This is a genomic window from Dictyobacter aurantiacus, from assembly GCF_003967515.1.
GTDB lineage: Bacteria > Chloroflexota > Ktedonobacteria > Ktedonobacterales > Ktedonobacteraceae > Dictyobacter > Dictyobacter aurantiacus.
Genome location: NZ_BIFQ01000001.1, coordinates 373,869 through 391,790, shown reverse-complemented (window position 1 = coordinate 391,790; position 17,922 = coordinate 373,869). Strand labels below are relative to the sequence as shown.

The following is a 17,922-nucleotide window of genomic DNA, read 5'->3' as shown; positions in this document are numbered from 1 at the left end:
TTTTTCCTCACCCCTTTCATTCCAGGGGTGAGGAATTTTTTTTTGCATGCGCAAGCTGCGCGGTAAGAAGAGGCTCCTCCTCTACTTTAATGGGCAACTCGCCATTGTTGATTGTAGAGGCAGAAAAGGATGACCTATCAACCTGTCGTCGCGACTGTTAAGGGGAGGTTATATGTTCCAGGCTATATCTCATCTACAAACAGATATTGAGATGATCCATGGAGACTTTAAAGGGAAAGATATTGTATCCTTCGATCAATTCGAGGTAGCGGATCTCAATACATTGTTTACTGTGACACGTCAGATGAAGCGCATCGCTGAGAACAACGAGCCATCGCGGCTGCTCGAAGGTTTACTGGTGGGTCTGCTGTTCTTTGAGCCATCGAGCCGTACGTTTAGCTCTTTTTCGGCGGCCGTCAAGCGCCTGGGTGGCCAGACCATCGAGATGCAGAATCCGGAAGCCTTTTCTTCGGTCAGCAAGGGTGAGACCTTCGAGGACACCATCCAGGTGATGGAGGCGTACACCAACGCGATCGTGCTGCGGCATCGCATCTCTGGCGCGGCGAAGCAGGCGGCGCGAGCGGCCAGCTTTGTGCCGGTTATCAACGCCGGTGACGGCAACAACGAGCATCCCACCCAGACCCTGCTGGATATGTATACCCTTTATGAGCGCTTTGGACGCCTGGATAATCTGACCGGTCTGCTGGCCGGGGATGCCCTGAACAGTCGCACCATCCACTCACTGCTGCGTGGACTCTCACTGTATGAAAATAACACCATGTATGTGCTGTCGCCGCGACAACTGCAGCTCTCGCGCGATGATTTTGTCAGTCTGCAGGATCGTGGCATCCGCCTGATCGAGATCCATCGCGAAGAGGACATCCCGCAGGACTGCGATTTCTGGTACTGGACCCGCGTGCAGAAAGAGCGCTTCGCCTCTGCTGAAGAGTACCGCCAGGCGCAGAGCGAGATCGTCGTCGCGACCCCAGAGCTGCTGAACAAATATGCCAGCAAAGACATGATCTTAATGGATCCCTTGCCGCGTGTCGCATCGGTTGATCCGGCCGTAGACGCGGATGAGCGAGCCGTCTATCTCCGTTCACAGATTAGAAATGGCGTCTATACGCGCATGGCCTTACTGGCCCTGGTTCTGGGCAGAATATAAATCAATACACTATAGCGTAACTACGTATGGGCCGCTCCAGACGTGACTGAGATCTCGGGTGCGTGGAGCGGACTTTGCTGAAAAGAATGATTTCTCTGAGAGGATAAATATATGCATAACACAAATACCTCTGGCAACCTGCTGGAATCGCCGCAGCTAGAGGAGAGCGGGACGAGCAACCAATCATGGCAGGCAGAAACCCCTGTCTATGGCGCCCTGGTGCTGGAAGATGGTACTCGATTTGAAGGTCGCTCCTTTGGTTATCAGGGCGCCTCGGCCGGTGAGGTTGTTTTCTGTACTGGAATGGTTGGCTATCCGGAGGCCCTGACCGACGCGTCATTCGCGGGTCAGATCCTGACTATGACCTTTCCCTTGATGGGCAACTATGGTGTGCCGGATGAAAGCTTATGGGAAGACGATAAAATTCATGTATCGGGTCTGATCGTCTCAAATTACGTCGACACCCCTTCGCATCCACAGAGCAAGATGAGTTTGGGGGAATGGCTGCGCCGCGAGAAGGTGCCGGCGCTTGAGATCAAGGATACTCGCTTGCTCACGCAGTATATTCGCACGCATGGCGCGATGTTGGGCAAGATCGTCTTTGACGAAGACATCCCATTCTACGATCCCAACACCGAGAACCTGGTCGCGCGCGTCTCGGGTACCGAGGTGCAGCAACATGGAGAAGGGGAGACCACCATCGCGCTGATCGACTGCGGGGCCAAGCGCAACATCGTGCGCAGCCTGGTCGCCAAGCACGTACGAGTGATTACCGTACCCTGGGATTATGATCTGTTCTCGCCCGAGTGCGACTTCGACTTTGACGGCATCCTGATCTCTAACGGACCCGGCAATCCGAAGATGGCCGATAAAGCCATCGCCACCGTGCGCGAGGCTATGAAGCGTGGCATCCCCACCATGGGCATCTGCCTGGGACACCAGATCCTATCCCTGGCCGCCGGCGGCGACACCTATAAATTGAAATTCGGCCATCGCAGCCAGAATCAGCCTGCACTCATGCAGGGAAGCAAGCGCTGTTATATCACGACCCAGAACCATGGGTTCGCGGTTGGCACATTGCCCCAGGACTTTGATGCCTGGTTTATCAACGCCAATGATGGCAGTAACGAGGGTATCAGACATCGCAGTTTGCCCTTCTTTTCCGTACAGTTCCATCCCGAGGCCGCGCCCGGTCCCGAGGATACCGATTGGATTTTTGACTACTTTCTGGAGAGGGTGAGAGGCGAACATGAATAAGCCAGGCAAGGTATTAGTACTGGGAGCAGGTGCTCTTAAAATCGGACAATCCGGTGAATTTGACTATTCTGGTTCACAGGCACTCAAAGCATTAAAAGAGGAAGGGATTGCCACGGTACTGGTCAATCCCAATATCGCAACCATCCAGACCTCGAAGACGATGGCGGACAAGGTCTATTTCCTGCCGGTAACGCCCTTCTTCGTCGAGAAGATCATCGAGAAAGAGCGGCCGGACGGCATCCTGCTCTCCTTTGGCGGCCAGACCGCTTTGAACTGCGGCATCGATCTGCATCGCAATGGCGTCTTAGAAAAATACAATGTGAAGATTCTGGGCACCCCCATCTCGGCCATTATCCTGACCGAGGATCGACAGGAGTTCGCCGAGCATCTGGGCCGCATCAATATTCCCACGCCACAGAGCCGGACCGCCGAGACCCTGGGCGAGGCGTTGCAGATCGCCGAGGAGATCGGCTTTCCGGTGATGGTGCGCGCCGGCTTCGCGCTGGGCGGCCAGGGATCGGGCATCGCCAAAACGCGGGCCGACCTGGAGCGCATCGTTAATGGCGCGCTGGCCTTCGCGCCCCAGGTGCTGATCGAGCAGTATCTGCACCATTTCAAAGAGGTCGAATATGAGGTGGTGCGCGACGCCTTCGACAACTGCATCACCGTCTGTAATATGGAAAACATGGATCCGCTGGGCATCCACACCGGTGAGTCGGTGGTGATCGCGCCCAGCCAGACCCTGACCAACGCCGAATATCATATGCTGCGCTCGGCCTCCGTGGCTATCGTGCGCAGCCTGGGCATCGTCGGCGAATGCAACGTACAATACGCGCTTAATCCCGAGACCTCACAGTACTCGGTGATCGAGGTTAATGCTCGCCTCTCGCGCAGTTCCGCCCTGGCCAGTAAAGCGACCGGTTATCCCCTGGCCTATGTGGCGGCCAAACTGGCCCTGGGCTATTCCCTGACCGAACTCACCAATCGCGTCACCGGCGTCACGCGCGCCTGCTTCGAGCCCAGTCTGGACTACGTGGTGGTGAAGATTCCGCGCTGGGACCTGGACAAGTTCAAAGGCGTCGACGAGACCATCGGCACCGGCATGAAGTCCGTGGGGGAAGTGATGGGTATCGGGCGTACCTTTGAGGAGGCGTACCAGAAAGCCATTCGCATGCTCGACCTGGACTTTGAGGGCGCCACCTCCGAAAAGGTCTTTAATAACGGCGAGAGCACCGACGCCGTCATCAACCGATATCTCTATACGCCGACTCCCAAGCGCATGTTTGTCCTGCCGCTGGCCATGCGCAACGGCTATAGCCTGGAGAGCATCCACGAGATTACCGGCATCGACCTGTGGTTCCTGCAGCGCATCAAGCATATCGTCAACCTGGAAGAGGGACTGAGCCAGGACGCGGATCTGTCAGCGCCCCGTCTGCGCACCTTGAAGCAGGCGGGCCTCTCCGACAAGCGTATCGGCCAGTTATTGGGCAAGACAGGACTGGAGATTCGCGCCATCCGCAAGCAGGCGGGGGTGGTCCCGTTTGTCTTCCAGATCGATACCCTGGGAGCGGAGTTTCCATCCGAGACCAACTATCTCTACACCACCTATAACGGCCAGCACAACGATGTAACACCTACGGGAGAGAGCGGCGTTGTCGTCATCGGCTCGGGTCCCTATCGCATCGGCTCCTCGGTCGAGTTCGACTGGACCTCGGTCAGCACCGTGCAGGCGCTACGTAAGTACAATAAGCGCTCAATCGTGATCAACTGCAATCCCGAAACGGTTTCAACCGACTACGACACGTCGGATCGTCTCTACTTTGACGAGCTGACCTTTGAGCGCATCGCCGACATCTGCGAATTTGAGGCGGCGCAGGGTGTGATCGTCTCTGTTGGTGGTCAGACTCCCAATAACCGGGCGCGCGCCCTGCAGAAGTATGGCTTCCGCCTGCTAGGAACGGACGCCAACGACATCGATCGCGCCGAAGATCGCAACAAGTTCTCGGCCCTGCTCGACTCACTGGAGATTCGCCAGCCGGAGTGGGACAGCTTCGTTGACGTAGCTGGCCTGACCGCTTTCGCCGAGCGCGTCGGCTTCCCGGTCCTGGTGCGCCCCTCTTATGTCCTTTCGGGGAGCGCCATGAACATCTGCTACAACCAGCAAGAACTGGAGCAGTACGTCAAGGAGGCCGCGGCGGTCTCTCCCGAACATCCCGTCACGGTCTCCAAATTTATGCGCAAGGTGAAAGAGGTCGAACTGGATGCCGTGGCCCAGCATGGCGAGATCAAGGTCTTCGTGATCTCCGAGCATATCGAGAACGCCGGTGTCCACTCAGGCGACGCTACCATCGTGTTGCCGCCCCAGACTCTCAATAGTGAGACCAAAGAGCGTATCGAAAAGGTTGGTCGCGCCATCGCCAAAGCCTTGAAGATCACCGGTCCCTTCAACATGCAGTTTCTGGCTAAAGACAACCAGGTCTATGTGATCGAGGTAAACCTGCGCGCATCGCGCACCTTCCCCTTTATCTCCAAGGTGACGGGTGTCAACTTCATCGAATTGTTTGTCGACGCCCTCTTCCAGGAGAATATCCCGGTGGTCGAACTGCCGCGTATCAACTTCACCGCCGTCAAGGCGCCCCAGTTCTCCTTCTCACGTCTGACCGGTGCTGATCCGGTGCTGCGTGTAGAGATGGCCTCCACCGGCGAGGTTGCCTGCTTCGGCGATGACATAGAGGAAGCATACCTCAAAGCGATTATTGCCACCGGTGGTAGTATTCCTAGGAAGGGAATCTTTATCAGCCTGGGTGGCGATGAAAAGAAGGCCAAGTTCCTGGAGAGCGCCAAACTGTTGAGCACCCTGGGAGTACCGCTGTACGCGACCGAGAAGACCAGTGCCTTCTTGCGCGAGCACGGGGTAGAGACCACCATGCTCTACAAAATTCACGAAGAGAAGGCGCCCAACGTCCTGACCTACTTCGCCGATAACAAGATCGACCTGGCTATCAATATCGTCGAGGGGCACATTAATAAAGAGTTGGACGATGACTACGCCATGCGCCGCTACGCAGTAGATCATAACATCCAGCTCTTTACCAAGATCAAGCAGGCGCGCCTCTTCGCTAAAGCCCTGGTTGAGCAAGACCTGGCGACCATTCCCATCAAAGCCTGGGACGAATATCAGACCAACGAACTCTAGAAGGAAATCTCGTATGAATGATCAGAACGATCCTAAAATCGTGCAACTGTTTGCTGATGTCGGCGCCGTGGTGCGCGACAGTCACTTTGTCTATAGCTCTGGACGTCACAGTTCGGTCTATATCAACAAAGACGCCATCTACCTGCATACGGGAGTGATTTCAGAACTCTGCCGTTATATGGCCGAGCCATATAACGCGGATCAGGTCGACGTGGTGGTTGGGCCCGTTATCGGAGGGGTTGTGCTCTCACAGTGGGTTGCCCATTATCTGAATCAGCGACGCAGTAGGGGCGAAACCCTGGCCGTATTCGCGGAAAAGGGGAGCGATAGTCCCGATAAGCAGTTCTCGTTTAATCGCGGCTATGACCGTTTTATCACCGACAAAAATGTGCTGGTGGTTGAGGACGTGCTGACGACTGGCGGCTCGGTGCGCCAGGTGGTTGACCTGGTGCGCCATCATGGCGGCAATGTCGTCGGCATCAGCGCCCTCTGCAATCGCGGCGGCGTGCAGCCCAGGGACGTGGGAGATGTGGCCATTCACGCCCTGGTCTCCTTCTCCTTGCAAACCTACAGTGAGGATGAATGTCCTTTCTGTCAGCAGAACGTGCCTGTGAATACCGAACTAGGCAAAGGTAAAGCCTTTCTGGCTCGCCAGAAGGCGCAAGGCAAGTAAGAGAGAAAGATTATGGGAGATGAGTCGATGACGTTTCTAAAGCGGCTAGAGCAGCGCTGGCAGCAGGGCCATTTTGTCTGCGTGGGCCTCGATCCCGAGTACGAGCGTCTGCCAGCATCGGTAAAAGAGGGACGTTCCCAGGAAGAGGCGTTGACGCACTTCGCGTGCGAATTGATCGACGCAACTGCCGACCTGGTCTGCGCCTACAAACCTAATATAGCTTTTTATGAAGCGTATGGCGACGCCGGTCTACGCGCCCTGGGAAGGACTATTGCCTACAGCAAGAAGAGCAGGCCAGAGATTCCGGTGATCCTGGATGCTAAGCGGGCCGATATCGGCAGCACCAACCTGGGTTATGTCAGCTCCTCATTTGACCTGCTGCAGGCGGATGCTATCACGGTACATCCCTACCTGGGAAAAGAGGCTATGGCGCCTTTTCTTAAGCGTGCGGATAAAGGCGTGATCGTCCTGGCCAAGACCTCTAATCCAGGCTCGGGCGAATTTCAGGATCTGCTGGTGGGTGAGCAGAAGGAGCCACTATATCTGACCGTGGCGCGCAATGTGGCCCGCTACTGGAACGACAATGGCAATTGCGCGCTGGTCGTCGGTGCTACTTATCCCGCTGAGCTCAAACGTGTGCGTGAGGCTGTCGGGGACTTTCCTCTGCTCATACCTGGCATCGGGGCCCAGGGAGGAGACGTCGCGGCCACTGTACAGGCTGGCCGCGACAGTCGTGGTTGGGGTATGATCATCAATTCCTCACGTAGCATTATCTATGCCTCTTCGTCTACCGACTTTGCCCAGGCCGCCCGTAGCGCGACCGCCGCTTTAGAGGCTGAAATCAATCGCTATCGCGGCTAACATGCATACAAGCACAGCTTCTATTGAAGCAGTGCAACAAAAGAAGCGCCTCATACGAGGCGCTTCTTTTCCATGGTGCGTTAATGCAGTAGGGGCGCATTAACACACAGAAACAGTGCGGCCGCGTAGCGGACGCGCGTGCGGGGCGCTCACGTCCCCCCAGGGTGACGTGAGTCAGACACTCTTTTAACTTAATGGCGCATAGCGCGTAATAAATGTCAGGAGGCGCTGAGTGAGGTCAGCGCTATTTTCTGTGCCAAAGATAGCAACACCGTGCTGGTTGCCTGGATAGATATGGAGCTCTTTGGGAGGATTGGCTACCTGGTGCATGTGAGTGGTATCGTCAACATAGCCATCGCCCTCGCTATTGATGAAGAGTTTGGGAGCCTTGATGGCCTTGACATCCGCATCGGTAACCTCAGTGGAGAACATCTCGGGCGATGAGAGGGTGATGACGGCCGCCACATTGGTATGGGCCGCCACCTTTAATGACGCGGTCCCGCCCATGCTGGACCCTAACAGTACGACCTTTGTCGCTTGCTGTGTCTGCGCAAAGGCCAGCGCCGCCTTTAAATCGGTATCTAATATCGAGGTATCGGGGGCGCCTTCAGAATCACCATTGCCGCGAAAGTCGTAGGCCAGCACATAGTAGCCGAGGGCGGCCAGACGCTGTGGTATACTGCTATCCTTCCATATTTCTTTGGTCTTTCCCATTTCATGAGAGCAGATAACAAAGATTTTGCTACTTTTGATAGTAGGAGCGCTCTGTGGTTTATAGAGTGAGCCAGCCAGGGTAACATTATCCGAGGTTTTGAAGTGCACCATGCTTGATGCGATGGCTGGAATTGTCGCGGTAGGTGTTGCAGCAGGCGCTGGCGTTGGGGTAGGGGTCGCAGATGGTTGGGCCGCTTCCTGTGTCGTACAGGCTGCCAGCGTTAGGAGAAGGGCGCACAAAAATAGCAGGCGAAGAGATTTAAGCATGTCACATCCTTTATTGTATTTACACACTTGCATATGTTGAACGCACGCTACAATATGTACGTACCTGTTCAGCTATGTATCACATATTCGCGGTAGAGATGCATCTTGGGGGATGACGCCGTTATTGTTTCCAGAGGTGGTGGGCTGGACAATAGATGTCCGAGTCAGGATTGTTGGGAGCTTCGACCTTGACCAGTTGCTGGCTGAAGATATCCTGATAGATATGAGCGATGATGGGTCCGATCGCATTAATGGCTTCTCCACCGTTCTCCTTCATCGCCACGACCGTGATGGCGGGCTGTTGGGTTGGGTCGCTGGAATAGTAGGGGGCCTGGGTAAGCATCCAGCTATGAGGAGGCTGTCCGGTTCCCAGTTCGGCGGTACCAGTCTTGCCCATAATTCCCCAGGGAGAGGTATGAATAGGGATCGAAGGATAGCCACCGTTGCAGCGCGTGACCGCGAACATCGACTGCCGAACCTCACTGGCCGTCTGGCTACTGATCACCTGATTCAATTGCTGCGGCTCCGTAATCGCTACTGGTTGTTCATCCTGGTCAACGACCCTGGTGAGCAGAGAAGGCTTCATCAACATCCCATCGTTGGCTACAGCGTTGTCAACCAAAGACATCTGCAACGGCGTCACAAAATCTACCCCCTGTCCAAAGGCATCTTCCGCCAGTTGCCAGGTTGAGAGCGGGTGACCATCCGGATTGAGTACCGAGCTCTGGACCACCGGCAGGTCAAAGGGGATATCCTGATTGATATACAGGCGTCTGGTATAATCCAGCCATTTTTGCGCCCCCATTTTGACGCCAATCTGCGCGAAGACCACGTTATCAGAGTTTGAGTAGGCATATTGCGTGGTGATAGGAAACTTCGGAGTAAAAAAGGGATAGCCCAGGTTCTTATCTGGCCCGATCAGGCTGCTATCGTAAATGATGGGTCCTAGCGATTGTTGCATGTTCCACTGTGAGTCCAACGTATAGGTCCCACTATCAAGGGCCCCCATCAAGGTCACCGTCTTAAAAATGGAGCCGGGAATATAGCGGGCCTGTAGCGGACGATTGATGAGCGCGTTCTCTTTGTTCACCTGCTTGAAGTAATCCTCGCGATGTTTGCCGCCTGCCGAAAGCGTCTGAACCATCTTATTGGCGTCGTAGGAGGGGCGGCTCAACATGGCCAGTATTTCACCGGTGTGGGGATTCGAGACGACAATGGCCCCCCGGTTGGACGCATAGACCAGTTTATTGTCGGGCGGATTAAACGTGTCAAAGTCTCGATTGATGACGCGTTGGATGCGTACATCGATGGTCAGGTAGATATCATTGCCCACCGAGGGCTCATGCAGCGTATGCCTGACAAATTGATCCATCGCGGTGATCCCGACCTGCCCTGAAAGAATATCGTTGAATGCTGCTTCAACCCCATAAGGGGGATAGCCCGCGACATAGTAGCCAATCAAATTAGAGAGGGAAGGTTCGGTATAGTGGCGAATATAACCGCATGGAGCCAGCGGGTCTTTTAGCGACTCCGCCAGCAGGATGCCATTGCGATCAAATATGCGGCCGCGGCGAGGACAATTCTCGCCGACGAAGTCACGCACGTTATGCTCTGCTGAGCGTACATTATCCGCCTTAACCACCTGCCAGTAAACGAGGCCACCAGTCATGATCAAAAACAGGAGGATGAAGGTACCCAGCAATCGTCCTATACTTCTCGCCATAGCTGTAAAGCATCCTTTTTATCTATCCTACTCTAAGTATATAGACGCCAGAATACTTTCATTTATCAATCAAAATGGCATATTTTGCTATGCAGTGCTTTAAATACATATTGGGCGTGTCTGGCTCTCGCCATCATGTGGGCACATGGGCGCTCCCGCACGGGCGTCCGCTACGCGGCCGCACTGTTTTTCTATATTGGTGCAGGGTGCGCATTCGCGCACCCTGCACCAATATAGAACTGACTTTTTGCATCAGGTGGTGCTCACGAGTGTGTTATGTGTTGGTGCGTGGGCACGCTCCATGCACCAATATAGAACTGACTTTTTGCATCAGGTGGTGCTCACGAGTGTGTTATGTGTTGGTGCGTGGGGCGTGCGCCCCACGCACCAACACATAAAATCAATGCGTCCGCGCAGCGGGCGCATTGATTTTAGACACGCCCATGGCGGGCTACATCTGTAGGGATTTGAGTGGCTCCACAACTTCCTCTACCAGGCGGTGCACGATACCTTGTGGATAGGGAGGGCGAATGTTGAGGACAATGTGGTTGACACCAGCTTCGATATAATTCTCGGTGTTCTGACGCGTCTCCGCCAGGTTATCGGGATTAATGGGAACCTGGATGGAGCGCGCGATCTCCTCCGGATTGCGTCCAACCGCGGCGCAATGCTCATCGAGGATGGCGTTTTTGCGCTTGAAGTCTTCGGGCGAGCCACCAGCCATATTCCAGACGCTGGCGTATTTGGCGGCGATACGCAGGGTGACCTTTTCGCCGCCGCCGCCAATCACAAATGGCGGATAGGGCTGCTGGACCGGCTTGGGCTCGCAGTACGCATCTTTGATCTGATAGTAGCGGCCCTCGAAATTGGCCTGCTTCTCGGTCCAAAGGCGCTTGATAACCTCGCAGGCCTCGTCCAGACGGCGCAGGCGCTCTCCAACTGTATATAGCGGAATGCCATAAGCCGTATGCTCGTACTCGTTCCATCCCGCCCCCAACCCAAAATCAAGGCGTCCTTTCGAGATCACATCGACGGTGGCCGCGATATTTGCCAGCACCGCCGGATGGCGATAGGTGTTGCCCGTCACCATCAGACCCAGACGAATGCGTTTGGTGACCGCCGCAAAGGCGGACAGGACCGACCAGCCCTCCAGGCAGGGACCACTCATATCCGGCGTCAGCGGATAAAAGTGGTCAAAGAGCCAGGCATGCTCCAGCAAGGGCTCCTCATCAGCCGCCTGCCAGATCGCCAGCATATCCTCATACGTTGTCCATTGCGGGGCGGTCTTCACGCCGAAACTCAGGTGAGCCATAGATACACTACTCTCCTTCGTGAAAATACGGACATTTCTTACGTCTAAAGTAGACTATTCAGTCTATCCCATCGCGCTTCATGGTGCAAGTAAACGTTTGCTCCTCTCTCCTTATACTGAATGTCCGCTTTCATGCATGAAGCCCTGGTGCCAGCTCGGATAGAGTAGCTGCCAGAGAAAGCCAGCAACGAAATGGAGCGAGTGCGGCTGACGTCAGCCGCACTCGCTCCATTTCGTTGCTGGCCAGTGTTTTGTGTTAGATGCGTTCGAGAGGCTCGAAGCCAAGCACACGCATCGCGTTGCTCATGGTCTGAGCTGTAGCCTGGACCAGGAAGGCGCGGAAGGCTTTGATCTGCTCATTCTCTTCACGGATGATAGGCGAGGTATGCTCGAAGAAGTCCGTGAAGTGAGCGGCCAGGTCATAGACATAGCTGGCCAGCAGGGATGGAGCCATCTGCTCGGCGTATTCGGCCAGGCGACGCGGATAGGCATCGATGTGGCGCAGCAGATCCCATTCGCTCTGCTCTAACTGTTCGGGTAGCGCTTCCAGGGTGGCAGGAATGGTATAGCCGGTTTCCTGCAGGCGGCGCAGGATGCTGTTGGAGCGCGCGTAGGCGTATTGAATGTAGACGCCGGTATCGCCTTTTGGTCGCAGCACCTCGTCCATATCCAGGGCGATGATCTGCTGTAGATTGAAGCGGATCATAAAGTAGCGGATGGCGGAGGCGGCAAGGACACTGGCGGTTTCTGCCGGAAGTTCTTGTTTGCCTTCTTCCTGGCTGATCTCCTGCATGCGTTGAATGGCGGCATTGATCAGATCGTCGGCCTTGATCTCGATGCCTTTACGGCCCGACATGGCGTAGTAGCTGCGGTTATCCGAGGTATCGATGCCCAGGCGCGCGGCGGTCGAGGCGGAGAGGGTCACGACCTCGTAGGCCAGGTGTTTTGAATTATCGGCCTGCTCCACATAGCCCAGGCGGCGCAGGCTCTCATAGACCACCTGCTGCAGATAGGACTGGCGTACATCGATGACGTTAACCACGCGGTTGGCATGTCCAAATTTGGTGGCGGGTGCTTCATCGGTGACAGCCTTCAACTGGGGATCATTGGGTGTACGCATCGTCCACAGCTTGCGCCCATCGTGCTGAATGCCCCAGGGCACAAAATGGAACTCGACGCCGAGCTGATCGGCCAGGCCAAACTTCCAGAGCTGATAGGCGATATCTTTCGCTGTATAGGTTGCCGTACCATCGCTACGAACCAGGATCTTATCGCTATTGCGATCGCCCTCGCTGGTCTGGCTCTCACCTTCACCAAAGGGCAGGATCCAGCAGCCAGCCGCGTGGCCGGTCTCGGGTTTCTCCAGCAAGCCGCGCGACTTCAGCATCTCAAAGGTATGCTGCCACAGTCCAGCGCGTAGGATCGCGGACTCCCAGGGGAGAACGTCATAGGAGATATTGAGACGTCCCATCGTCTTTAAGTGGGCCTGCACGATCTGGTGAGATAGATCGGCTGCCAGTGCCGGATAGTCGGGACCCGAATGGGGCTCGTCGCCATGCTCGATCGAATGCAGGACCTCTTTGCGCAGGCGTGCCGCCATCTGACCCAGTTCGGATTCTTTGTCATCGTAGACCCTGCTGACGGTTGTATAGACGCGCGAGCAGAAGTAGTCAAAGGACTCATCGGGCAACTGCTCGTTGCCGCCGGGGAGATCAAGCAATCCTTTTTGTAGCAGCGTAAAGCCAACCACGACATCGGCGACCTGGACGCCAGAGTCGTCGATATAGTTATCGGCCTCAACCTGGTAGCCCTGCGAGCGCAGCATGCGCACGACCGTATCACCCAGGCAGGAGTTGCGTAGATGGCCTACATGGGCGGCCTTATTGCTATTGATGTTTGTATGTTCGACAATGACCTTGGTACCCACGCCAACTTTATGTTGCCCGTAGTCGGCCCCTGCCTCCAGGACACGCTCAATGATGTTGTGTCCAACCACAGGCCGGTTCAGGCGAAAATTCAGATAGCCTGGTTTCGTCGCTGTGATCTCCTGAATATCGGCCTGTGCATTGGCCTGTAAAATAGCCAGCAGTCCCTCCGCGATCTTCAATGGTGGTCGTTTTAGCTTGCCCGACCAGGCCATCACGGGAATAGAGTAATCGCCAAAGCTCGCCTGCGCGGAGAGTCGCAGGTCGATGGGTAGCTGGGTCGCATCGAAATCGATATGTTCCTGTTCCAGATATGACGCGACCGCCTGTTGCATAATACCAGTAAGATATGCATGAATATCTTGTGGTGTTGATTCAGTCATAGCATGTGCCTCGTTTAGTACTGTCATCAAACCCCCTCTTTCACCTGAATGTTGCAACTTACTATATCGTAGGTTGTGCCTATGGTCAAGCATTTTTGGATGCCTGAGCGCACCGCGGCCTGCTCCCCAACATAATAAAGAGGGCGGGCATATTTTTGCCCGCCCTCTCAGGAAAAGGTATCCCGGTTCACAAATGTGTTATGCGTCAAGTGTGCTGGTATCGCCGATTGGCTCACCCAGTTCACGGGCGCGGATAACGCGGCGCATAATCTTGCCCGAGCGTGTCTTTGGGAGGCTGGGGGTAAACTCCAGTTCCTCAGGCACCGCCAGGGCACCAACTGTTGTACGCACATGCAGCTTGAGCTCTTTAGCCATCTCATCGGAGGGCTCATAACCGTTCTTCAGGATGACAAAGACCTTGACGTGTTCGCCCTTCAACTCGTCTGGCTTGCCGATGGCGGCCGCCTCAGCTACCGCTGGATGGCTGACAAGGCTGGACTCAATCTCCATCGAGCCCAGACGGTGTCCGCTGACCTTGATCACATCGTCGACGCGGCCCTGGACGCGGATGAAGCCATCCTTATCGATCGTCGCGGCATCTCCGGCGAAGTAGACATCCGGTAACGTCTCCCAGTACGTCAGGTAGCGGGCGGGATCGTTGTAGATGGTGCGCATCTGGCTGGGCCATGGTTGGCGTACCACCAGGAAGCCGCCCTTGCCCAGTCCCACTGATTTACCATTTTTATCCACGATGTCGACGGCGATAGTGGGAAGAGGACGGGTCGCGCTCCCCGGTTTCAACGGCTGAATGATCGTGGGACTGATCAGGATCGAGCCGGTCTCGGTCTGCCACCAGGTATCCATAATTGGCAGTTCATCATGTCCGATGTTATGGCGGTACCACATCCAGGCCTCGGGATTGATGGGCTCACCAACCGAGCCGAGCAGGCGCAGGTGGGAGAGGTCGTGTTTGGCCGGCCACTCCTCGCCGAAGCGCATCAGGCCACGGATGCCGGTTGGGGAGGTATAGAGGATCGTGACCTTAAAGCGCTCGGCCACGCTCCACCAGCGGTCGGGATTGGGATAGGCGGGCGTGCCCTCAAAGAGTACGCTGGTCACGCCGGTCATCAGTGGCCCATAGATGATATAGCTATGTCCCGTTACCCAGCCCACGTCTGCTGTGCACCAGAAGATATCGTTATCTTTGATATCAAAGACAAACTTGGTTGTCGTATAGGCGCCAACGGCGTAGCCGCCATGGACGTGAACGACACCCTTGGGTTTTCCAGTACTGCCACTGGTATACAGGATATAGAGCAGGTCCTCGCTATCCATTGGCTCGCACGGCACCACAGTATCGGCAGGAATATCGGTCAGCAGATCGTGCCAGTAGATGTCGCGTCCCTCTTTCATGGACACATCGAGCCCCTCGCGATTGTAGACCACTACCTTCTCGATAGTTGGCGTCTCGGCCACAGCCTCATCAGTAATGTTTTTCAACTGAATCAGCTTGCCGCCGCGATGATTGCCATCCGCCGTAATCACCATCTTAGCCTGGGCGTCGATGATGCGATCGCGCAGCGCATTGGCAGCGAAGCCACCGAAGACTACCGTATGGACGGCGCCCAGACGGGCTACGGCCAGCACCGCGATAATCTGCTCAAGTACCGCCGGCATATAGATAGCGACACGATCCCCCTTCTTCAGACCCAGGTTCTGCAGGCCCTTCGCCAGGCGATTGGTCTCCACGTACAACTGCTCATACGTCATCGAGCGTGTTTCGCCATTATCGGCTTCCCAGTAGAACGCCACCTTATTGCGTACTGGTGTCTCCATATGGCGATCCAGGCAGTTGTAGACGATGTTAAACTTGCCACCGACAAACCACTTAAAGAAAGGCTTATCGGTCCATTCGAACGTCTTCTGCCATGGCTCGAACCAGTGGAGCTCCTTCGCCTGATCCTCCCAGTACTCGTCGCGGTTCGCTAATGACCACTTGTAGAAAGCCTCGTAGTCATCGAAACCCTTCGATTTCATGTAGGCAGTGATATTCGCCTTTTCTACCATTTCCGGGGTAGGGGTAAAAATACGCTCCTCTGTTAAAATTGAATCGGTGTCCTCAAAGAGATTATTATTCATGGCCAATGTATCCTCCTCAATACAAAAGGACTGTGCGGAGATGTTTCATGGCACTGTGAAGCAGCGTGCCGCGAAAGCGACGTTGCTGACTACTTTGTACAGCCCACCATAGATACTCCATTGTAGAACAGGTGGCGTTACGGTTTCAATGTCAATGACCAACACATTCTGCTGTTGGCCCGGTAATGAGTGCCTATCGAATGGACAGGTGATAGGCGTTTCTGCTGATTCTGACGCTCCAACTATAGTTCTATCTTATTATAAGAAATGAAAAAGGCTTTATAAAGAGTTTTGGGGCCCAATTTTCGCTGGCGCTCCAGAAAATGTAACCTGCCTGCGAACGATAAGTGGATTTAAACGCCGATCAGGCCATGAACGAGCAGGGCGATAGAGAAGAGGAGAACGGTTTGCCAGAAAGCTCCACGGGCGCTGATGCGTAGTTGGAGATCCTGGTCAATCTGGTAAAGCGCGAAGAGCAGAGGGAACGTCGTCAGAATGGCGATGCTGGCATACCATGGATAGATGCCCAGCAGACAATCCAGCAAGATCGCCAGTGTGATAAGGCCGACCAGGGTAGCCCCGGTCAGGCGCGCCTCTCTAGCCGCGGGTGCTACGTTTTCTCTCCGAGTTCTCGAACGAAGCGCTGAAAATTGCTGCAGATAGGCGACGACCGCCGTGTAAAATCCAATGGGCACGGCGGCCAGGATAGCGGCGCCGCCGGACCAGCCTCCTTGCAGGATACACGTGCTGACGACAAATAGACTACTGGCCAGACTGAGAAGGAAGATGCAATACCAGTCGACTGTATCGCCGCCTGGTTTGATGAGATAGCTATGCAGCAGCATAAAGAGGATCAGGTTCACCAAGAGGGCCAGGACCAGCATGAACCAGTTCAGAGACATCCTTTGTTGCCAGGCGAACAATATGCCGATGATCTGAGGGGCGAGCAGGCCAGCATACAGGGATGCTCGCATCCGCTCAAACTTCTGCCGCCATGTGTGCATCGTGCGTGTACCTCGTTATCTAGAAAATAGAGAGCTAAACCTATCTAGTCTCGGGATGCCCTTCAGTATATCATTTTGTGCCAGGTTGATGGGGCGGCTACCGTTTAGATATGCTTGTACATCGACATATGCTTGACTTCACAGCTTTTTTTGGAGTACGATAGCAACGATTGGTAACAGTGGATACAAAGCGATCATTTTTCTAGCGGGAGAGCAGAGATGCAAGAGCATGGAGTCATGCGCTGGCTACAACTTACTTATAAAGTACCCAGTGAGCCGTCCCAGAAACGTGTCTGGGTCTGGCGCCGGCTACAGAACCTTGGTGCTTATGCGTTACAGAACTCTGTGTATCTATTGCCGTACTCAGATGAGGTAGAAAAGCTTTTTCGGCAGTTAGCCCACGATATTCAAGAGATGGGAGGCGAGGCCAGTATTTTTTCCGTAGTGGCGCTTGATGTCGCTGATGAGCAGCGCATCCTCCATGCGTTGCTGGATTGCCGCAACGCTGACTACAACAAGGTGGTCAATGTCTGTGCGCGTTTTCTCAGCCGGGCAGTGGAGTTGGTTGAGAAGCAGGAATGGAACGATCAGTTGCAGGCCGAATTCTCAGAGACGCTCGAAAAAGTACATCTCTCGTTTCGTTCAGCCAGGCGGCACGATGTGCTTGGCTCGTACACCGCGATTGCGCGTGCCTCGGCCGCTGAAGCTATCGCTGTTTGTGAGCAAGTTTTCCGTGTCCTGCAGGTGCGTGATTTTTCCAGGGCTCGTCGCCTGCTCGAAATGAACTATGAATGGACGTATCACCCTTCGGCTGCTGAGCAGACGGGCTCACCATGCGGCGAACAACCTGAGCCATCCAACGACGAACCCATCTCCCCACCATCATCGTTTCGCGTATAGCAAACAGGGCTGTATGCAGGTCACAACTGGCACTATGCTGTAGAGCAGCATAGCTATTTTGTCAAGTGCAATCAAGGTTCTATAGCTTTTTTTGATTGGATCAAGTACACTCAAATTAACTACAACGAAACCCTTATTTAAACCGTATATAATGTAGTTAGAAATTAGTTTAAGTAGGTCACCCTCCTACTTTTAGGATATCAGGGGGAAGGCGATGCAAAGACCAGATCCAAAGCGTAGAACTAGTGGTGCAAAAGCTATAGCAATTGACGAACGAGTAAAATATGCACGTTATCGTCTCTATATGTTCATTACTCTGCTGATTTCTAGTGGCTTTGCTCTTGGCCTCCACCTCATCTTTGGACGCTAAGCAAAAACAATAGTTATCACCTTATAGGCAGGC

The 17,922-nt window shown here is 54.7% G+C and carries 12 protein-coding genes; 6 read left to right on the top strand and 6 right to left on the bottom strand.

Annotation, left to right across the window (positions count from 1 at the left end; translation table 11 throughout):
• The first annotated feature begins 172 nt into the window (after positions 1–172).
• The 5 genes from pyrB (at position 173) to pyrF (ending at position 7,152) form a co-directional block, all read left to right on the top strand.
• Complete coding sequence (pyrB, locus tag KTT_RS01585; protein ID WP_126594317.1) at positions 173–1,165, top strand: aspartate carbamoyltransferase; 993 nt, start codon at positions 173–175, stop codon at positions 1,163–1,165.
• A 111-nt stretch (positions 1,166–1,276) separates the two neighbouring features.
• On the top strand, positions 1,277–2,422 hold the full coding sequence (gene carA, locus KTT_RS01580) for a glutamine-hydrolyzing carbamoyl-phosphate synthase small subunit (protein ID WP_126594316.1): 1,146 nt from the start codon (positions 1,277–1,279) through the stop codon (positions 2,420–2,422).
• Positions 2,415–5,618, top strand: coding sequence for a carbamoyl-phosphate synthase (glutamine-hydrolyzing) large subunit (carB, locus tag KTT_RS01575; RefSeq protein ID WP_126594315.1), 3,204 nt, complete (start codon positions 2,415–2,417; stop codon positions 5,616–5,618). The genes carA and carB overlap by 8 nt, the downstream gene beginning before the upstream one ends.
• A 13-nt stretch (positions 5,619–5,631) precedes the next feature.
• Entirely contained in the window at positions 5,632–6,291 is a 660-nt protein-coding gene (locus KTT_RS01570) for a phosphoribosyltransferase family protein (protein WP_126594314.1), read from the top strand.
• A 12-nt stretch (positions 6,292–6,303) separates the two neighbouring features.
• A complete protein-coding gene (gene pyrF / locus KTT_RS01565; RefSeq protein WP_218030806.1) occupies positions 6,304–7,152 on the top strand; it encodes an orotidine-5'-phosphate decarboxylase in 849 nt (282 codons plus the stop codon).
• A 186-nt stretch (positions 7,153–7,338) separates the two neighbouring features.
• Here the strand turns inward: pyrF and KTT_RS01560 are convergent, their stop codons facing one another.
• The 6 genes from KTT_RS01560 to KTT_RS01535 all read right to left on the bottom strand — a co-directional run bounded on the left by KTT_RS01560 (position 7,339) and on the right by KTT_RS01535 (position 16,619).
• Positions 7,339–8,133, bottom strand: coding sequence for an alpha/beta hydrolase (locus KTT_RS01560; protein ID WP_160145576.1), 795 nt, complete (start codon positions 8,131–8,133; stop codon positions 7,339–7,341).
• A 121-nt stretch (positions 8,134–8,254) separates the two neighbouring features.
• Complete coding sequence (locus KTT_RS01555; protein ID WP_126594312.1) at positions 8,255–9,856, bottom strand: penicillin-binding transpeptidase domain-containing protein; 1,602 nt, start codon at positions 9,854–9,856, stop codon at positions 8,255–8,257.
• A gap of 451 nt (positions 9,857–10,307) precedes the next feature.
• On the bottom strand, positions 10,308–11,168 hold the full coding sequence (locus tag KTT_RS01550; protein ID WP_174844771.1) for an LLM class F420-dependent oxidoreductase: 861 nt from the start codon (positions 11,166–11,168) through the stop codon (positions 10,308–10,310).
• A gap of 256 nt (positions 11,169–11,424) precedes the next feature.
• A complete protein-coding gene (locus tag KTT_RS01545) occupies positions 11,425–13,476 on the bottom strand; it encodes an arginine--tRNA ligase (RefSeq protein WP_160145575.1) in 2,052 nt (683 codons plus the stop codon).
• Between the two features lie 198 nt (positions 13,477–13,674).
• Complete coding sequence (gene acs / locus KTT_RS01540) at positions 13,675–15,615, bottom strand: acetate--CoA ligase (protein ID WP_126594310.1); 1,941 nt, start codon at positions 15,613–15,615, stop codon at positions 13,675–13,677.
• Positions 15,616–15,968: 353 nt separating this feature from the next.
• On the bottom strand, positions 15,969–16,619 hold the full coding sequence (locus KTT_RS01535) for a hypothetical protein (protein ID WP_126594309.1): 651 nt from the start codon (positions 16,617–16,619) through the stop codon (positions 15,969–15,971).
• Positions 16,620–16,838: 219 nt separating this feature from the next.
• On the opposite strand from KTT_RS01535, the gene KTT_RS01530 reads away from it, so the two are divergent.
• Complete coding sequence (locus KTT_RS01530; protein ID WP_126594308.1) at positions 16,839–17,519, top strand: Chromate resistance protein ChrB; 681 nt, start codon at positions 16,839–16,841, stop codon at positions 17,517–17,519.
• Positions 17,520–17,922 lie beyond the last annotated feature (403 nt).

Coding starts and splice junctions, on each gene's coding strand:
- pyrB (WP_126594317.1), top strand. CDS start 173: ATGTTCCAGGCTATATCTCATCTACAAACAGATATTGAGATGATCCAT.
- carA (WP_126594316.1), top strand. CDS start 1,277: ATGCATAACACAAATACCTCTGGCAACCTGCTGGAATCGCCGCAGCTA.
- KTT_RS01550 (WP_174844771.1), bottom strand. CDS start 11,168: ATGGCTCACCTGAGTTTCGGCGTGAAGACCGCCCCGCAATGGACAACG.
- pyrF (WP_218030806.1), top strand. CDS start 6,304: ATGGGAGATGAGTCGATGACGTTTCTAAAGCGGCTAGAGCAGCGCTGG.
- KTT_RS01535 (WP_126594309.1), bottom strand. CDS start 16,619: ATGCACACATGGCGGCAGAAGTTTGAGCGGATGCGAGCATCCCTGTAT.
- KTT_RS01545 (WP_160145575.1), bottom strand. CDS start 13,476: ATGACTGAATCAACACCACAAGATATTCATGCATATCTTACTGGTATT.
- KTT_RS01530 (WP_126594308.1), top strand. CDS start 16,839: ATGCAAGAGCATGGAGTCATGCGCTGGCTACAACTTACTTATAAAGTA.
- acs (WP_126594310.1), bottom strand. CDS start 15,615: ATGAATAATAATCTCTTTGAGGACACCGATTCAATTTTAACAGAGGAG.
- KTT_RS01570 (WP_126594314.1), top strand. CDS start 5,632: ATGAATGATCAGAACGATCCTAAAATCGTGCAACTGTTTGCTGATGTC.
- KTT_RS01560 (WP_160145576.1), bottom strand. CDS start 8,133: ATGCTTAAATCTCTTCGCCTGCTATTTTTGTGCGCCCTTCTCCTAACG.
- carB (WP_126594315.1), top strand. CDS start 2,415: ATGAATAAGCCAGGCAAGGTATTAGTACTGGGAGCAGGTGCTCTTAAA.
- KTT_RS01555 (WP_126594312.1), bottom strand. CDS start 9,856: ATGGCGAGAAGTATAGGACGATTGCTGGGTACCTTCATCCTCCTGTTT.